16 protein-coding genes are annotated in these 15264 nt (G+C 54.4%); 6 read left to right on the top strand and 10 right to left on the bottom strand.

Annotation, left to right across the window (positions count from 1 at the left end; genetic code table 11):
• Nucleotides 1-5: 5 nt before the first annotated feature.
• From GGE09_RS21195 to lnt, 6 genes are read left to right on the top strand one after another with little or no spacing between them, the layout of a single operon-like run.
• Nucleotides 6-629 (top strand): SCO family protein, encoded by a 624-nt coding sequence (locus tag GGE09_RS21195; RefSeq protein ID WP_188678725.1) that lies wholly within the window; start codon nucleotides 6-8, stop codon nucleotides 627-629.
• Nucleotides 630-631: 2 nt separating this feature from the next.
• On the top strand, nucleotides 632-1972 hold the full coding sequence (locus GGE09_RS21190) for a M23 family metallopeptidase (RefSeq protein WP_309748139.1): 1341 nt from the start codon (nucleotides 632-634) through the stop codon (nucleotides 1970-1972).
• Nucleotides 1973-1992: 20 nt separating this feature from the next.
• Nucleotides 1993-2445 carry a DUF411 domain-containing protein gene (locus GGE09_RS21185; protein ID WP_309748138.1) on the top strand — a complete coding sequence of 151 codons (453 nt, stop codon included), beginning with the start codon at nucleotides 1993-1995 and terminating at the stop codon, nucleotides 2443-2445.
• Nucleotides 2446-2456: 11 nt separating this feature from the next.
• Complete coding sequence (locus tag GGE09_RS21180; protein ID WP_309748177.1) at nucleotides 2457-3239, top strand: ZIP family metal transporter; 783 nt, start codon at nucleotides 2457-2459, stop codon at nucleotides 3237-3239.
• A gap of 3 nt (nucleotides 3240-3242) precedes the next feature.
• The gene (gene lspA, locus GGE09_RS21175; RefSeq protein ID WP_309748137.1) at nucleotides 3243-3719 is read left to right on the top strand and encodes a signal peptidase II; all 477 of its coding nucleotides are present in this window, start codon (nucleotides 3243-3245) and stop codon (nucleotides 3717-3719) included.
• A 3-nt stretch (nucleotides 3720-3722) separates the two neighbouring features.
• Nucleotides 3723-5261, top strand: coding sequence for an apolipoprotein N-acyltransferase (lnt, locus tag GGE09_RS21170; protein WP_309748136.1), 1539 nt, complete (start codon nucleotides 3723-3725; stop codon nucleotides 5259-5261).
• A 187-nt stretch (nucleotides 5262-5448) separates the two neighbouring features.
• Here the strand turns inward: lnt and GGE09_RS21165 are convergent, their stop codons facing one another.
• The 10 genes from GGE09_RS21165 to GGE09_RS21120 all read right to left on the bottom strand — a co-directional run bounded on the left by GGE09_RS21165 (nucleotide 5449) and on the right by GGE09_RS21120 (nucleotide 13946).
• The gene (locus GGE09_RS21165; RefSeq protein ID WP_309748135.1) at nucleotides 5449-5952 is read right to left on the bottom strand and encodes a L,D-transpeptidase family protein; all 504 of its coding nucleotides are present in this window, start codon (nucleotides 5950-5952) and stop codon (nucleotides 5449-5451) included.
• Nucleotides 5953-6014: 62 nt separating this feature from the next.
• Nucleotides 6015-8336, bottom strand: coding sequence for a cation-translocating P-type ATPase (locus GGE09_RS21160; protein ID WP_309748134.1), 2322 nt, complete (start codon nucleotides 8334-8336; stop codon nucleotides 6015-6017).
• A gap of 212 nt (nucleotides 8337-8548) precedes the next feature.
• Complete coding sequence (locus tag GGE09_RS21155; RefSeq protein WP_309748133.1) at nucleotides 8549-9286, bottom strand: cytochrome c biogenesis protein CcdA; 738 nt, start codon at nucleotides 9284-9286, stop codon at nucleotides 8549-8551.
• A gap of 2 nt (nucleotides 9287-9288) precedes the next feature.
• The gene (locus GGE09_RS21150; RefSeq protein ID WP_309748176.1) at nucleotides 9289-9777 is read right to left on the bottom strand and encodes a hypothetical protein; all 489 of its coding nucleotides are present in this window, start codon (nucleotides 9775-9777) and stop codon (nucleotides 9289-9291) included.
• A 355-nt stretch (nucleotides 9778-10132) separates the two neighbouring features.
• A complete protein-coding gene (locus tag GGE09_RS21145; protein WP_309748132.1) occupies nucleotides 10133-10645 on the bottom strand; it encodes a TlpA disulfide reductase family protein in 513 nt (170 codons plus the stop codon).
• Nucleotides 10642-11217 (bottom strand): DsbE family thiol:disulfide interchange protein, encoded by a 576-nt coding sequence (locus GGE09_RS21140; protein WP_309748131.1) that lies wholly within the window; start codon nucleotides 11215-11217, stop codon nucleotides 10642-10644. Before GGE09_RS21140 ends, GGE09_RS21145 begins: the two co-directional genes overlap by 4 nt.
• A gap of 17 nt (nucleotides 11218-11234) precedes the next feature.
• Entirely contained in the window at nucleotides 11235-11660 is a 426-nt protein-coding gene (locus GGE09_RS21135; RefSeq protein WP_309748130.1) for a cytochrome c, read from the bottom strand.
• A 152-nt stretch (nucleotides 11661-11812) separates the two neighbouring features.
• On the bottom strand, nucleotides 11813-11947 hold the full coding sequence (locus GGE09_RS21130; protein WP_268237054.1) for a hypothetical protein: 135 nt from the start codon (nucleotides 11945-11947) through the stop codon (nucleotides 11813-11815).
• Between the two features lie 66 nt (nucleotides 11948-12013).
• Nucleotides 12014-12469 carry a DUF411 domain-containing protein gene (locus tag GGE09_RS21125; protein ID WP_309748129.1) on the bottom strand — a complete coding sequence of 152 codons (456 nt, stop codon included), beginning with the start codon at nucleotides 12467-12469 and terminating at the stop codon, nucleotides 12014-12016.
• A 37-nt stretch (nucleotides 12470-12506) separates the two neighbouring features.
• Nucleotides 12507-13946, bottom strand: coding sequence for a multicopper oxidase family protein (locus tag GGE09_RS21120; protein ID WP_309748127.1), 1440 nt, complete (start codon nucleotides 13944-13946; stop codon nucleotides 12507-12509).
• Between the last annotated feature and the right edge of the window lie 1318 nt (nucleotides 13947-15264).

Here is a 15264-nt window from a genome sequence, read left to right as displayed (position 1 = left end):
CCAACATGAAACAGATTGGTAAAATCTTGATTGCCTGCGGCTTGGCGATATTAGCCGTTCTTTTCATCGGATGGTGGCAGGTTGATGGGCCGGGTGCGGCGTCGGTGCCGGGAAAACGTTCCCTACCGCTGACAGAAATGGACTTTGAGTTGACCAATCAGAACGGGGAAGCTGTCGGCCCGAAAACGCTCATTGGCCAGCCAAGCCTTGTCTTCTTTGGCTTCACCTATTGTCCTGACGTCTGTCCAACGACGCTTTCGGACATTTCCGCGTGGCTCGACGAGATTGGGCCGGACGCAGAGGCCCTTAACACCATCCTCATTTCCGTGGATCCAGACCGAGATACCGTCGAAGTGATGGCCGAATATGTCTCCTACTTCCATCCACAGATTCAAGGTTGGACTGGTTCAGATGTCCAAGTCGCCTCTGCTGCGGCAGGGTTTCGCGCAGTCTATGAAAAGGTGATGCGCGAAGACGGCGACTATACGATGAACCACACAGCAGGGGTTTTCCTGTTCGACGCGACAGGTCGCTTCGTTACCACGATCGATTATCACGAACCGCGCGAATTCGCCGTGCCTAAGATAAGGCGCGCAATGCAAAGCCAAGACGAGAGGCCAGAAACTTGAGATTGAAATATTTCGTGCTGGGAACAGCTGTCAGCGCAGCTGCTATGGCGTCGCTGACCGCCAGAACCATGATGACACCGAACGCGCCAGCTCCGGAAGTGATGGTTCGGGCTGCAGAGCTTTCGCAACCACCAGCAGAACCCTCTTCTTTGGATTTATCCGTTACCTTTGCAACAGAGGTGGTTAACAGGAATGCTACTCTGGCCCCATTGCTTCATTCGTCCGATTTCACTCGGCCTGATGAGCTGACGGCAGTCACACAAGCTCTTGCTATCCCAGCTTGGGAAGCGACGGTAACAGATGGCGATACGCTTGAATCAATCCTAACCCGCGCCGATATGGACGCACCGCTGCGGGCCGAAGTAGCTCTTGCCATTGCTGCAGAATACGACTTGCGCAGATTAAGACCCGGCCATCAGCTGCGCGTCAATTTTCAGCCCAACGGGTCCCCGTCATTCGTCGCTTTAACAGTCGATGAAGGTGTTCAAATCGAAGTCACACTCGATGGTAAGGTCGCTGGTCGCACTAGACCCCCCGTCCTTACGTCTGTCGAGCAAGCAGGTCAGCTTGTCGTCAGCGGATCCATTTATACTTCCTTGGATGCAGCCGGCATTCCTGCTCGCTTTGCGGTCGATCTGGCCGAAATTTTAAGTGATGCAATCGATTTTCGGCGAGATCTTAAAGGCGGCGAGAAACTCGACATCCAATGGGCACAATCGGTCCTTGCTGACGGGTCGAAAGTTGGGCAACCGAAGCTAACCTACGCGGCTCTTGATTTAGCGAAGGATATATTTGAAGTCGTTTGGTCTGACGAGGATAGCGGCAAGGCGACTGTCTATCTGAATGGGGATGTCCTGCGAAGAATAGCACCACCTGTAAAGGGCGCGCGCCTATCTTCGGTTTTTGGCCGACGCAAACATCCAATTTACGGCAACGTTCGAATGCACACTGGTGTCGATTACGCAGCAGCCAAAGGGACGCCAATCAGCGCGACCGCACCGGGCCGGGTTTCCTTTATTGGATGGCAGAACGGATATGGCCAAGTGGTAGAAATATCTCACGGCTCCAACACGATGACCCGGTATGCCCATTTGAGCGCCGTACCCAATGGATTGAAAACCGGAAACCGCGTTCTTGCCGGAGAAGTCATTGGTCAGGTCGGCGAGACAGGTACTGCGACAGCCCCCAACCTGCACTACGAAGTACGGATAGACGGGCGGCCGATCAACCCGCTTGGAAAGGAACTGATCGCCTCGGTAGAAAATTCTGATACCGCGGGTGCGTCAGCGCTCCTTGAGAGAACACGCGCGCTGTTTACAGCGACGCTCAGCGACGAAATATGAACAATCGAGTAGGATAACGCATGCTCCCCAAAATTGAACTGATCTTTGGCGCTGTGCTGCTGGCGACCGTATCAACGGCTGCCGCAGCCCAGACGGCCATTCAAGTCGCCAAGACGCGCGGCTGCGGATGCTGTGTGGCTTGGATGGACAGACTTTCAGACGCTGGTTTCTTACCGGAGGGCGAAAATATTGGGGGAGCACTGATCCGTTTGAAAATGGATCGGGGTATCCCTGTTGCAATGTTTTCATGCCACACCGCAACGGTCAAAGGCTACACGATAGAAGGGCATGTGCCACCTGCCGACATCACGCGTCTTCTTGAGGAACGCCCGGATGCAATCGGTCTTGCTGTGCCCGGTATGCCAATCGGCTCACCCGGCATGGACTTTGGAGCAACTTCCGACGCCTATGATGTCTTTTTGGTGAAAAAGGACGGTAGCACCGAGATATTCTCGTCCTATCCGGCTGGTTGAGTTTGGAAGCGATCACCACTTTTTCGCCCATTGCCCTAGGGTTTTTTGGAAGTCTCGCAGCTGGGCTGATGACGGCCTTTGGCGCTATTCCTGTGCTATTCGGAAGCACACCTTCACGTAAATGGCGCGATATCTCGCTCGGTTTCGCTGCGGGCGTCATGCTGGCGGCTTCGTTCTTCTCGTTGATCATTCCAGCGCTCGATGTTGCTGAAATTCGATACGGGGATGGGGCGATCCCGGCATTGATCGTCTGCGTTGCGATCCTGCTTGGGATGGGGGCAGTTGCCATTATGAACGAAGTGATCCCGCATGAGCACTTCAGTTCAGGGCGCGAAGGTCCTGAGGCCGCATCTCTGCGTCGAGTTTGGCTATTTATCATAGCAATCACCATTCACAACGCCCCAGAGGGTCTGGCCGTCGGGGTCGCGTTTGGAGCGGACGGGTTTGCGGGAGGATTTCCAGTTGCATTGGGTATCGGATTGCAGAACGCGCCAGAAGGACTGGCGGTCGCGGTTGCATTGCTCGGTGAGCGATACTCTGCAAAACGGGCCTTTAGCATCGCAGCTCTCACTGGCTTGGTTGAGCCTGTCACCGGCTTTCTTGGTGCTGCAGTTATCGTGGTTGCTCAACCCCTTTTGCCTTGGGGTCTCGCCTTCGCGGCGGGCGCTATGCTCTACGTCATCAGTCACGAGATCATCCCCGAAACCCACCGCAGTGGACATCAGAAACAAGCAACGACCGGGTTAGCAATCGGTCTGGTTGTCATGCTGTTCCTCGACGTTTGGTTAGGCTGAAACATGGCAATCCGTTCTCTGGGAATTTGTGCAGCCGTCATTGCATTTGCTGCCGACCAAGCGTCGAAAGCATTCGCGCTTGTAAATGCAGAAACGTTAGCCGCTGGCGTCAATGTCGCGCCCGGTTTCAACTTGGTTTTTCACCGTAACACCGGCGTTACTTTTGGTCTTCTACAGGGCACGCCATGGTGGGCGCTAGCTATCGTTGCGACCGCTGTTGTTCTGTTTCTGGCCATTTCGCTGGTACGGTCGACTGCAATAAGTGAAGCCGTTGCCTATGGTATGGTCATAGGCGGTGCTCTTGGAAATATTCTGGATCGCATCCGCTTCGGCGGCGTAACTGATTTTCTGGATTTCTATATTGGAACGACACACTGGCCTGCATTCAATTTGGCAGACGTGTTTGTGGTTTGCGGAGTTGGTCTTCTGCTGATCTCTGCTGGTCGGGAACATGCCGCTATAAAAAAAGCCTCTGAGTAGAGAGTGACATCCTCAATTAGCATTTCCAGTCTTGGTCCAAGGTTTAGGACGAACATAGTCCCGCTTATCGTTGCTCTCGTTCTCGGAGCCGGTGTTGTTTTTGCGCTACCGCCGTTTTCAACTCCGCTTGTATTGCCCATCTGTTTTGGTGGACTGTTTTACCTCACCACCAGCAAGGCCCGAACAAGAGCGTTTCTTACCGGATGGGCTTTCGGCTTCGGCTTTTTCCTGTTCGGACTGTCATGGATTGCGGAGAGCTTTTTTGTTGATGCTGAACGTTTCGGTTGGATGGCCGCTCCTGCAGTGATCGCACTGGCAGGGGGGCTTGCGCTCTTTCCAGCGGCGGCGATGGTGGTTTTCGCCGCGACCAAGACGACAGGGGTATCAGGCGCGCTTGTCTTTGCTGCCTGCTGGTCTGGGTCCGAATGGCTGCGCGGCACCATTCTTACTGGCTTTCCCTGGAACCTGATTGCTTACGCATGGGTCGATTACGATGTCCCGCGTCAGATGGCGGCACTATTCGGCAGCTATGGTCTAGGGTTGCTCACAGTGTTGCTCTCTACCCTGCCCACCGTGATTTTCACGCGAAATCGTCGACAGAGTGGGCTTGCAGCCACGATGTTTGTCATATTGGTCGCGGGTATATGGATAAATGGTGAAGCCAGTCTGACCGGTGAAGATCAGAAAACCGCGGCCAATGTTAGAATTGTTCAGGGTAACATCCCACAGCGGGAAAAGTGGGATCCAGCGTTTCGCGACCGCAATATCGCCCGTTATCTGGATTTGTCTGCTCAGCCGGGCCAATTTGATATCCTGCTTTGGCCCGAGAGTACCTTTCCTGGATACCTCGAAGAAGATCAGTGGATGCTGGGAGAGATCGCGAAGCTTTTGACTGATAGTGCCGTCCTGTTAACGGGGGCGCAAACGCGCGAAAACGTTGACGGTGAACAGCAATACAAAAATGCGGTTCTCGCAATCGATTCAACAGCTCAAATCATAAACCGCTACGCAAAGCACCACCTCGTCCCGTTCGGCGAATACGTACCCTTTCGAGACCTCCTGCCGCTTAGGCGGCTAACTGCTGGATTGGGTGACTTCACGCCAGGGTCCGGGCCGAAGACGTTTCGCATGCCGCAACTGCCCGGTGTCGGTCTATCAATCTGCTATGAAGCAATCTTCCCCGGAAAAATAATAAGTTCGAAAGAGCGGCCTGAATGGATTTTCAACGCCACGAACGACGCCTGGTTCGGCGCATCAATTGGCCCGAACCAGCATTTGGCATCTTCAAGAATGCGCGCCGTCGAAGAGGGGCTTCCCTTTATCCGCGCAGCCAATACCGGCATTTCCGCCATCATAGATGGTAATGGTCGCCTGATTTCGCATCTCGGTTTGGGCGAGACCAATATACTGGACGGCGCTCTGCCTGCGGCGCTCTCACCAACACCATTCTCGAGCTATGGACAGATGATGCTCTGGTTGGTCTTTGCAGTGAGCCTAGCGATGGCGGCATTACTCAACTTTAGAAAGGACAGCGTATCATGATGACGATAATAGCAGCTTTTGCAGGAGCCATATGGGGTGCGTATCTTGCGAAGAAGCGCGGTGGTAACAAGAAAGACATTGCTCAATACGCAGTGAGTTCCGCAATGGTATTTGGCCTTTTCGCAATGGTTGTCTCAATCATTCTCTTAAGGTTCATTTGAACAAAGCTGCAGATCTTTACGAAAATCTAGGCGAAGATGTCGATTGGCGTTCCGTCACGAACCATAGCGTAAATATCTTCTATCTCGCGATCAGATACTGCAATACATCCGGCTGTCCAGTCGGGTTTGATCGGGTCAATACCCGCTCGCGGCCCGCCATGTATAAAGATATCTCCACCAGGACTGCGGCCCTGTGCGGCTGCATAAGCAATATCCGCTTCATTCGGATAGGATATCCCGACAGACACATGGAACATGCTGTTTGGATTGCGCTTGTCGACAGTATAAGAGCCTTCCGGTGTTTTTCCGTCACCTTCAAACTGCTTGGGACCCGCGGGTGCAAAGCCGAGGTCAAATTTATACGTCTTCAGGACCTTTGAATTGTTGTAAAGGAAGAGGGTTCGATCGCCCTTGAACATCTGCAAGCGCGTGACCTCTGGACCGTTATAGGTTCGAAACTTGTTCGCGCAGCCAGCCAAAGTAAGAGCCAACCCACCCAGAACGGCGAAACGGCGTGTTGTACGTATCATTTTTTGCTCGACCTCTTTTTCTTATTGGCTCAGTTAATATTTGCACAAAGGGGTTTTTGAAATCAATGCCCATGCACCAAGGCACCCTGTGCCATCGTTTCTCCAATTTTCTCGCCCCCTGATGGGTCGGACCGATCCTTCTTGGCCCGAAGCAGCCTCAGCGCGTTGGCTACGACCAGCAGGGAAACGCCGACATCCGCAGCGATGGCACCCCACATCGTTGCCATCCCGAAAGCTGTTAAGCCGACGAACAGCGCCTTGGTCGCCAGTGCGATGCCAATATTCTGATGAATGATATTCATTGTTCGACGTGAATGACCGACGAGCCACGGTACCTTGCCAATATCGTCCGTCATCAGCGCGATATCGGCTGTTTCAATCGCTGCGTCAGACCCGACTGCACCCATTGCAATTGCGAAGTGTGCCCGCGCCATGGCCGGTGCATCGTTCACACCGTCGCCGATCATCGCCACGACATCGTAGTTGGCAACCAACTCCTCAATCGCCGTCACTTTGTCCTCGGGCAGCAGCTCTGCGCGAACTTCGTCAATGCCGACCTCTGCCGCTACGGCGCGCGCTGTGCGCTCGTTGTCACCCGTTAACATGATGATCTTTTTCACCCCTTGGGCATGAAGGCGTGCCACCACTCCCTTTGCATCCGGCCGAATGCGGTCACGCAATTCGATTAGACCCAGCAAACGATCCCCGGACCCGACGGCAACAAGCGTACTTCCCGCTCCCTCAATCCGTTCCAATAAGTCACGGGGAATGGCATCACCCAGTCCTTTTTCGGTGGCAAAGCGGTCGGAACCAAGCCATACAGATTGCCCTTCCCATGATCCCTCTACGCCGCGACCCGGCACAGTTTTCGTGTCCGTAGCCATCGATTGCTTCAATCCGTCGCGTTCACCGCGCGCAAGGATAGCGCGTGCCAGCGGGTGGGATGAGCGGGCTTCCAGCGCAACAGCGGCACTCAAGAGGTCACGCTCGGGCGTGTCACCAAAGGGATGCAGGCCCGCGACTTCCGGTTCACCCATGGTGATCGTTCCAGTCTTGTCCATGGCCAGCGCGGTTAGGCGTGAGGGGGCCTCGACATAAGCGCCACCCTTGATCAGAACACCGTTGCGTGCCGACGCCGCGAGAGATGCCACGATGGAGACAGGCGTGGAGATCACCAGCGCACAAGGGCAAGCGATCACGAGCAGCACCAGCGCATTATAGAACCAGTAATTCCATGCCCCTGAAAACAAAAGTGGCGGCACGATTGCAATCAGCACCGCCAATATCATGACGATGGGCGTGTAGATGCGTGCAAATTTCGTGACCCATTGTTCAACCTCGGCTCGGCGCGAATGCGCATCGCCTACCATGCGGATGATCTTCGACAGGACGGTATCGCCAGCGGCCTTCGTGGCCTTGACCGTTAGCGTCCCGTCACCATTGATCGTACCGGCATAGACCTCGTCGCCGATTTCTTTGGCGACCAAAGCGCTTTCTCCTGTGATCGGGGCCTGATCGACATCGCCGCGACCTTCAGTCACTTCTCCATCGAGTGGGATACGATCCCCGCCCCGCACAACGAAGCAATCTCCAATGGTAACCTGAGCCGCAGGAACATCGGATTCCGAACCGTCGTCACGAATAACGCGTGCCGTCGGTGGTGCAAGATCGAGCAACGCCGAGACCGCATTTCGCGCACGTCCCACGCTCCAAGATTCCAAAGTTAGCGACAGGGCAAAGAAGAAAGCGACCGTCGCCGCTTCAAAGAATTCACCCAGTCCGATCGCACCGGCCACGGCGACGATCATCAATAGGTTCATATCCGGCGACAACCGGCGCGCAGCCGACCAGGCTTTGGGCGCGACCAGCCAGGCACCGAACACGACTGCCAGCAAAAACAGACCCATCTCGATCAGAGGCATTGAGGTTTCGCCATGACCAGAAAACAGCCGTAACGCACCCCCTGCCCCGGTCTCGACGATATGGTAGAGGAATCCCGCCGCCCACAAACCGCCGCTCAGACCTGTGAACAGACGCTGGCGGGCGAAATGCTCCGCCTGATCCGCTTCGGCGCTTTCGGCGTTCCACATTTTCGCGCTCATGCCGGTCGAGCCAACGATCTTGATAATTTTGTCATCGCTAAGCGGCTTGGCGCCTTCGAGGATGGTCATACGCCCATTGATCACGTCGAAAGCCAGATGCTCACTTCCTCCAACCTCCGGCCCGACAACCTTGCTCAGGATCGCAACTTCGTCCGCGCAGTCGAGCCCAATTACGCGAAAACTGCGGCCTGAATTTGGCGGCGGCGCTGGCTGCGCCATTGTATCCGCGGAAGCGCCGCAGCAAGTATCTTCTACGTGATCGTGAGCGGCATCATGTGGCATCTTGGCGTCCTTTAACACTTTTCCTTTCCGGTGTAGGAGCTTCAGTAACTAGAGGTGCAAGTCAAAAGTTTGTATATCTTAAAAGGTGAGCGCGACCGCGCTGGTTTTCGAAAGGTCCCGTGTTTCAAGAACTATTGCGCCAGTTCCATGAGTGAACGCGCATCCCAGCAGATAATCCCTAAGAACTCAGGATCTGCACCGCTCACTCAGATCTATCCGATCGTCGAAAGAATGGGAAAGGTGCCAAGCAGCCAATACGCAAACCGTGAAAGCTGCCCAGTGATGACCGCTACGCCCATAACGACCATGGCAATCCCCGCTCCCATGTAAAGCCAGCGTCCCGCCTTGCTGATCCCCCGGATGCGCGCTGCGATAGCATCGGTAAAAAGCGCAGCAAGCAAAAACGGGACACCAAGCCCTGCCGAGTAAATTGCGAGCAACCATACACCGTCAGACATCCCGCTTGAGGTCGAACTCAGCGTCAGGATCGCACCGAGTATGGGACCAATGCAGGGTGTCCAACCAAAGGCGAATGCAAGACCCAGCACGTAAGCCCCGAATGGACGTCCCCCCGGAATGTTGAGGTTCAACCTGGTATCACGCGACAATGCTGGAATGCGGAACACGCCCAGCATAACCAAACCAAACAATATGATGATCCCACCACCAAGATAATTGAGCTCAGCCCGCCATGTCAGCAAAAGCGATCCGAGCGCGCTGGCACCGGCCCCAAGGGCGATAAAGACCGTCGAGAACCCCAGAACGAAACAGGCGCTTAACCCCAAAGCTCCGGCCCGTGCCCGCAGCCCAACCTGGCGAGTCGTGCGCAATTCGGGCTGACCGGCGATGAAAGAGACATAGCCAGGCACCAAGGGAAGAACGCAGGGTGACAGAAACGATATGGCCCCCGCCAAAAAGGCCGCAAGGATACCAATACCCGAAATATCCATCGCTATAACTCATCTGCATTGAAAGGACGCGAAGCCCACCAAAAGGCGGCTATCGGGATAAAGACCCACTGCAAGACGGGCGACAGTCCCGCATCGAGAATAGGAATAATTGGCATGAGATCCGAATAGGCCCAAGCCGCCCGGATCACAATATTCAGCCATTCGCTGAACAGCGTGTAAGCTAGGCCGAATGCAACAGTAAGAACAGTCACCTGCTGGCGTGTCTGTCGGGCGAAGGGCCAGCCCTGACCGGCCAGCATCAACGCCAGCATGAGCGCACTCATCGCGATTAGAATGTCTCCCCCTGTACAATGAAGCGCCGCGAAAACAATCTCGCCCCAGCTGCCCTCATTCCAGATCGTATAGAGCGGCATATGTGCGAATTCCCAGATCAGGTTTGCAGGAATGATCACTGAAAAATAGCGGCGCAGGGCACGCAGTGAAATCTGTGCCCCGTGCCTGCCAATTGACCGGGTGGACGCAAGGCTCATCGAAAAATACCACTCAGCCGGCTCGACCAACTTGTGCCAGTCCCGCCCTTCATACAAAGCCCCAGTCCGCACATCACGCCACAGGGTGCAAGCGATACAAGGATCGGCGCAAGCCCTGCTGCGGTCAGCCATCCCCAATTCAGGGCCATTCCGCTCCCGATCACAATGGTCAAACCAACAAGCAGTAAGCGCCTGCGCGTCATCCATTGCGGCCGAGGGCCAATGACTGACGCATTCTCGCTGCCAGTGTCATGCTGTGAAATTTGAACCATCTGGCTGCTGTCTTTTGATGTTGGGCGTTCGATCATTCCAGTGGCGGTAGGGTCAAGGTGCCGTGATGAAATTTCCATAGTACTCATTCGATAAACCCCCTCAGGAACGCTATCATCTCAGGATCATCCCATTCTGCCGGTCCGACAAGCCGACCCAGTTCCTGACCTTGTCTATTGATCAGGATTGTCGTTGGTAAACCGACCGCGCGTAAGGCAGTGGCTGACAACATGGTCTTATCGACATATGTTTTCAGATGTTTCACACCGATTTCATCATAGAACTTCCGTACAACCGGCGTTCCGGCGCGGTCGATAGAGAGGGCAACAACCTCAAAATTGTCGCCGCCGAGCGTCGCCTGCAATGCGTCTAACGTCGGCATTTCTTCGCGACACGGAATGCACCAAGTTGCCCAGACGTTTACCAAAAGCACTTTGCCTCGCAGCGATTCCATATCTTTGCGTGTGCCGTCCTCAAGCAAGAAACGCACGTTGATTACGGGTTGCGGTTCATCATGAAGCGCAAAGCCTTGTGGCGCTGCAATTGCCCCGCCGACCCAAACGAGGAAAAGAATTACTGTCAGTTTCAGCGAAGTCATTGTACTACCTTCTCAGGGGTTGAAGATTTCAGTTCGCGAACGATCGGCATGATCGTTTCTCTCAGAATTATGCGTGTGATCGGCCCGACATGGCGATAGGCGATGGTTCCATTAGCGGCGATGACGTATGTTTCCGGCACACCGTATACACCCCATTCGATGCCGACGCGGCCATCTCTGTCCGCGCCGATGCGGGTATAGGGGTCACCCAGTTCGTCCAGCCATGCTCGTGCCTGTTCGGGCGGGTCCTTATAATTGATACCATAGAGCGGTACCTCGCCAATTTCGGCAAGCTCCATGAACAGTGGATGTTCCGCGCGACATGGCACACACCAGGATGCAAACACGTTCACCATTGAAACATGCCCGGCCAGGTCTTGTGTCGATAACCCGTCATCCCTGCCAAGGACGGGGGGAAGCGAGAATTCTGGCACAGACTTATCAACCATTGCCGAGGGCAGCGCGTCGTCACGGTTGAACAACCCCCAGGCGAAAACCGCCATCAATACAAAAGCAACAGCAGGCACCACCACAAGACCTGAGACGCGATACCACGGCCGTTTTTGCTGCATTGATTTGTCCGCCCCCCTCATTGCTGTGCCTCGATGTCGGCACGCGTTATATCTTCTTGCGCAGCCTTCTCACGATCGGGCCATGTGCTCTTGATGTAATCGAGGATCGCTTCGATATCTTCGCTCGAAAGTGTGTCCCCAAATCCTGGCATGTCGCTTTCGTACCCGTTCCCTACAATCGCCGCCGTTCCCCGTGTGATGATGTCTGTCAACACGCGGTCGGCATGATGCCAGGTATGTCCCGAAGCATCGTGGGGTGGAGCTGGCAGCCTTCCGTTTGGCAACCGCGAGCGCCAGTCGGGCTGGCCCTCCAGATTTGCGCCATGACAACTTGCGCAGTTTTCCTGATAGAGTGTCTCACCCTTCAGAAGTTCAGTATCTTGCGCTGCCGCCGCGCCAGCCGCCGCCAATGTAAAGACCCAAAGGCCGAGCCACTTTATCATTTTTTCACCCACCTTCTTCGGAGCCAGATGCAGAATAGCGCAATCGCGGCGAGCCCGATCAGTATCAGCAAGACACAAAATGACCAGATCAACCCCATCGACAGCAAGCTGTCACCACTGGCAGCGCCGCTACTACGCATCATCTGACACTGTTATTTCACGCCATCAGAGCGGATATATTTAACCAATGCGATTGCCGCGAGCACCAGCACAGCCACGATCAGCAAACACACGAGACCCATACCGATCATCATGCCGCCGCCCATCGTTCCACCATCCATCCACATGTACTTCATCCTTTGATTTGTTCTGGGTTGTGTCCGGCACGGTTTCGCGCCGGACAATTGGTTTGCCTATTCGACCGCATAAACTGTGGGGTCCACGCCTTCTTCAATGGCGTAAACTTTGAATGGCTCTTGCTTTGCGCCGCCCATACCGGGTGATCCCATCGGCATCCCTGGAAGCGTGACGCCGGCGATGTCGGGTTTTTCAGACAAGACCTTTTTGACCACATCAATGGGCACATGACCACTGATCACATAATCCCCGATAAAGGACGTATGGCATCCCTGAAAGTCTTCTGGAATACCGGCATCACTGCTGATCTGCACAAGATCCTGGGTTGGTTTGACGTCTACTTCAAAGCCATTTTCACGCAGGTAATCGGCATAGCTCTCGCAACAACCGCACTGTGGGTTTTTGTAGAGCGTCACCGTTTCGGCAGCCAAGGGTGCCGCGTTCAGGCTCATTGCCAATACGGCGACACTACCTGCAGCGGCCAGACTGGTAGATCCGAACAGTTTTTTCATGATCTTCTTCCTTTTGTTCCGTTAATTTTGTGTACTTCTAAGTTTTTGTCGCATCCGCTTCGACGCGGATAACCCCCATCATCCCTGCGGCCTGATGCTCCATGATGTGGCAATGAAACATCCAGTCTCCGGGGTTGTCGGCCACAAAGGCGATGTCGACCTTTTCGCGTGGTGCCATCATGACGGTATCCTGCCACTCAAGGTGCTGTGTTGGCTGCCCGTTTCGAGCAATCACGCGGAATGTATGGCCATGGAGATGGATCGGGTGCGGCCAAGCAGTCCTGTTCTCCATTTCAAGGATGTGTGAAGTTCCCAGCGGCAGCGTCAACAGTGGGTCCAGAATAGGTCCGTTCGCGGCCTTTCCATTGATGAACCAGATATTGCCTTGGCGCATCTGGTCCATCATCGACCCCATGCCATCGCCCATCATCATCTGCCCCATCATTCCGCCATTGAAGACAATCTGATGCCGAGTCGCGTTTTTGATGTCGGGATCAGCCAACGGGTTAGGCGCAAGGACCATTGACCAGTCCGGCACCGTTTGCCGCAAAGCATCAGAGCCATAGGCAAAATCGACCAACCGGAATTCGAGACCTTCGTAATAGACGTCATTCACGGTCTGGATATCCTCAGGCTTTCCCGTGAAGTCGATCACTAGATCGAAGCGCATGGCAGGCCCGATTACAACGACCCCAACCTTGGGCGCGTGCGGTGCGACAGGCTGGCCGTCCATCGCGATCACCACAGGGTCGAGATTACCAAAATCCAATCCGAATATCCGGGCATTTGCGGCATTGATCAGGCGCAGCCGAATACGTTCACCAGCCTGAACGACCATGCGATCAGGAATTTGGCCATTTATCGTGACCGTGTTTCCAATCCGACCGCCATGCATAGCGTCGCTTTGGCTGCCGAAATTATCCGCGAGTTGGCCGTCGTGTGTCATCCGCCAGTCATCCAGCATCCAGGTCACGTCGCGGTCCACGCGGATCGGTTCAGCTTCTTCGACAATCAGCGGACCATAAAGGCCACGACCCAACTGTTCGAAACTGCGTTGATGGGGATGGTACCAGAATGTCCCGGAATCCAGGGCGTCGAACTCATATTGGAAATCACCATTAACCGGGATCGGGTCTTGTGTAAGAAACGCCACCCCATCCATCGCATTTGGCGTACGAATGCCATGCCAATGAATGGTCGTCCCTTCTTCCAGACGGTTTTCAGCCAGAACGCGTATCCGGTCGCCTTGACGGACCCTGATTTCCGAACCGGGAACGGCATCGTTATATGTCCATACGTCAGTCAAGCCGTATGGTGCAGGGCGCAGTCCGGCCTTCGAGGGCGCGGCGCGCAAGCGAAACTGCTCGTCGGATTGCTGTGCCACCGCCGCCCGTATTGGCGAGAGTTGCGATAGAGATGCGAACGCCGCACCGGTGCAAAGCACACCCCTTCGTGTCATTGGAACTTGTTTGGTCATCGAGACTTTCCTGATCTAAATTGGGGAGCACACAGCCCTACATGGGATATGCACCGCTCAGTCTCCCTGCAGATTGCAAGGCCGAGAACGTATTAGATCGGAAGTTTCGGGGGGAAAGGATCGAGTGCCGGTGCTGTCCCTATTGGGAGCAACAGATCAATGTTCGACCGCATGAGACCGAATGGCTTAGAAAATTGTGTTGAAGATGTCTGCGGCGCAATCATTCCAGATAAGCCGCCCAGACCGCAGGGCACAGTACATCCACTGTCACAGATGATGCCCGCAACATCAGTCGACGGGCATCCCTCACAAGTCTGATCCTGGCCGTCCATCTGCATTGCCATGCTGGGTTCTTTGGCCGAACCATATTCAGGCGCAACTACGACGACAATAGTCAGGATAAGAATCAGGATAAGGTGCAGTACTGGTCTCATGAGAGCACTTATGCAGCCTTCCAACTGGTGGAGGTCAAGTGCATTCTGGTAACTTGAGCGTGACTATGTGAAATGAAGGTTGAAGGATCAAAGGCATCAAGACTCAAATTGACCTCGCTTCATGCATTCCACTGTTTTGTTACGTTTGACGCTGAACCAGCACCCCTTTTGCGATGTAGTGCGGGCGCGACTACCAGAATGTTGCTTTTTTGAAAGATTATCCGTGAGCGACATGCTTGTCGTGAGATTGCGGCACCAGAAAAGCAGTGTTTGCGTTTCAGTTTCGGTGGGAGTTTTCACCACGCGCCATCATCATATGATGTTCTTTGTGGTGACCCGCCTTCAAGTGCCGCCACGCAGTGAACTCTGTGCCACGAACAAAGTTGATCGAGCGGCGCGTCATTGCGGGCAAGGGATATAAGCTGTCGATCAGGCTCAACGCGCCAGCAATGAAATACTTCGCCTGCGGCGCGTATCGGACCGATTGGATGCTTGGCTGGACCTATTTGGTGAACCAACAAAAGGGGAATGGGTGCATATTGCTGATGCTACAGGTGAGTCCCCGTCTTCACTTTATAGGGAGCTTGCCCGGAGGCATCATTGAGTCCTGAATCAACTCAGCCTTTGGAGGGGGCATTCATAGCGGAAAGGGAGTTTAATGAGGTCCCAATAAATGGAAATATTGAAGGTAAGACTTTAGCAGCGTTGTGCCAGAGAATTTGTTTGCCAGATTATAAAACCTTTCAACGTTGAGATTACATATGAGATTATAGGGGCTTCCACCTTGATCAGGGTAAATTTTTGTAATCACATGCTAACCAACTAGCCCATTCATCGGGGACAATGCCTTATTTTTTAATGTGCGGGTCATCAATCCGTCCAGC

It is taken from the genome of Roseobacter sp. N2S, assembly GCF_031454055.1.
In the GTDB taxonomy this organism is placed as follows: Bacteria; Pseudomonadota; Alphaproteobacteria; order Rhodobacterales; family Rhodobacteraceae; genus Amylibacter.
Note: the sequence above shows the minus strand (reverse complement) of the source record. Positions and strands in the feature narration are given on the sequence as shown.

What these genes read in the sequence shown, in the direction of transcription:
- GGE09_RS21165 (WP_309748135.1), bottom strand. Translation starts at nt 5,952, where the DNA reads ATGATACGTACAACACGCCGTTTCGCCGTTCTGGGTGGGTTGGCTCTT.
- GGE09_RS21140 (WP_309748131.1), bottom strand. Translation starts at nt 11,217, where the DNA reads ATGCAGCAAAAACGGCCGTGGTATCGCGTCTCAGGTCTTGTGGTGGTG.
- GGE09_RS21150 (WP_309748176.1), bottom strand. Translation starts at nt 9,777, where the DNA reads ATGAGCCTTGCGTCCACCCGGTCAATTGGCAGGCACGGGGCACAGATT.
- GGE09_RS21160 (WP_309748134.1), bottom strand. Translation starts at nt 8,336, where the DNA reads ATGCCACATGATGCCGCTCACGATCACGTAGAAGATACTTGCTGCGGC.
- GGE09_RS21120 (WP_309748127.1), bottom strand. Translation starts at nt 13,946, where the DNA reads ATGACCAAACAAGTTCCAATGACACGAAGGGGTGTGCTTTGCACCGGT.
- GGE09_RS21130 (WP_268237054.1), bottom strand. Translation starts at nt 11,947, where the DNA reads ATGTGGATGGATGGTGGAACGATGGGCGGCGGCATGATGATCGGTATG.
- GGE09_RS21125 (WP_309748129.1), bottom strand. Translation starts at nt 12,469, where the DNA reads ATGAAAAAACTGTTCGGATCTACCAGTCTGGCCGCTGCAGGTAGTGTC.
- GGE09_RS21145 (WP_309748132.1), bottom strand. Translation starts at nt 10,645, where the DNA reads ATGACTTCGCTGAAACTGACAGTAATTCTTTTCCTCGTTTGGGTCGGC.
- GGE09_RS21195 (WP_188678725.1), top strand. Translation starts at nt 6, where the DNA reads ATGAAACAGATTGGTAAAATCTTGATTGCCTGCGGCTTGGCGATATTA.
- lspA (WP_309748137.1), top strand. Translation starts at nt 3,243, where the DNA reads ATGGCAATCCGTTCTCTGGGAATTTGTGCAGCCGTCATTGCATTTGCT.
- GGE09_RS21185 (WP_309748138.1), top strand. Translation starts at nt 1,993, where the DNA reads ATGCTCCCCAAAATTGAACTGATCTTTGGCGCTGTGCTGCTGGCGACC.
- GGE09_RS21155 (WP_309748133.1), bottom strand. Translation starts at nt 9,286, where the DNA reads ATGGATATTTCGGGTATTGGTATCCTTGCGGCCTTTTTGGCGGGGGCC.
- GGE09_RS21135 (WP_309748130.1), bottom strand. Translation starts at nt 11,660, where the DNA reads ATGATAAAGTGGCTCGGCCTTTGGGTCTTTACATTGGCGGCGGCTGGC.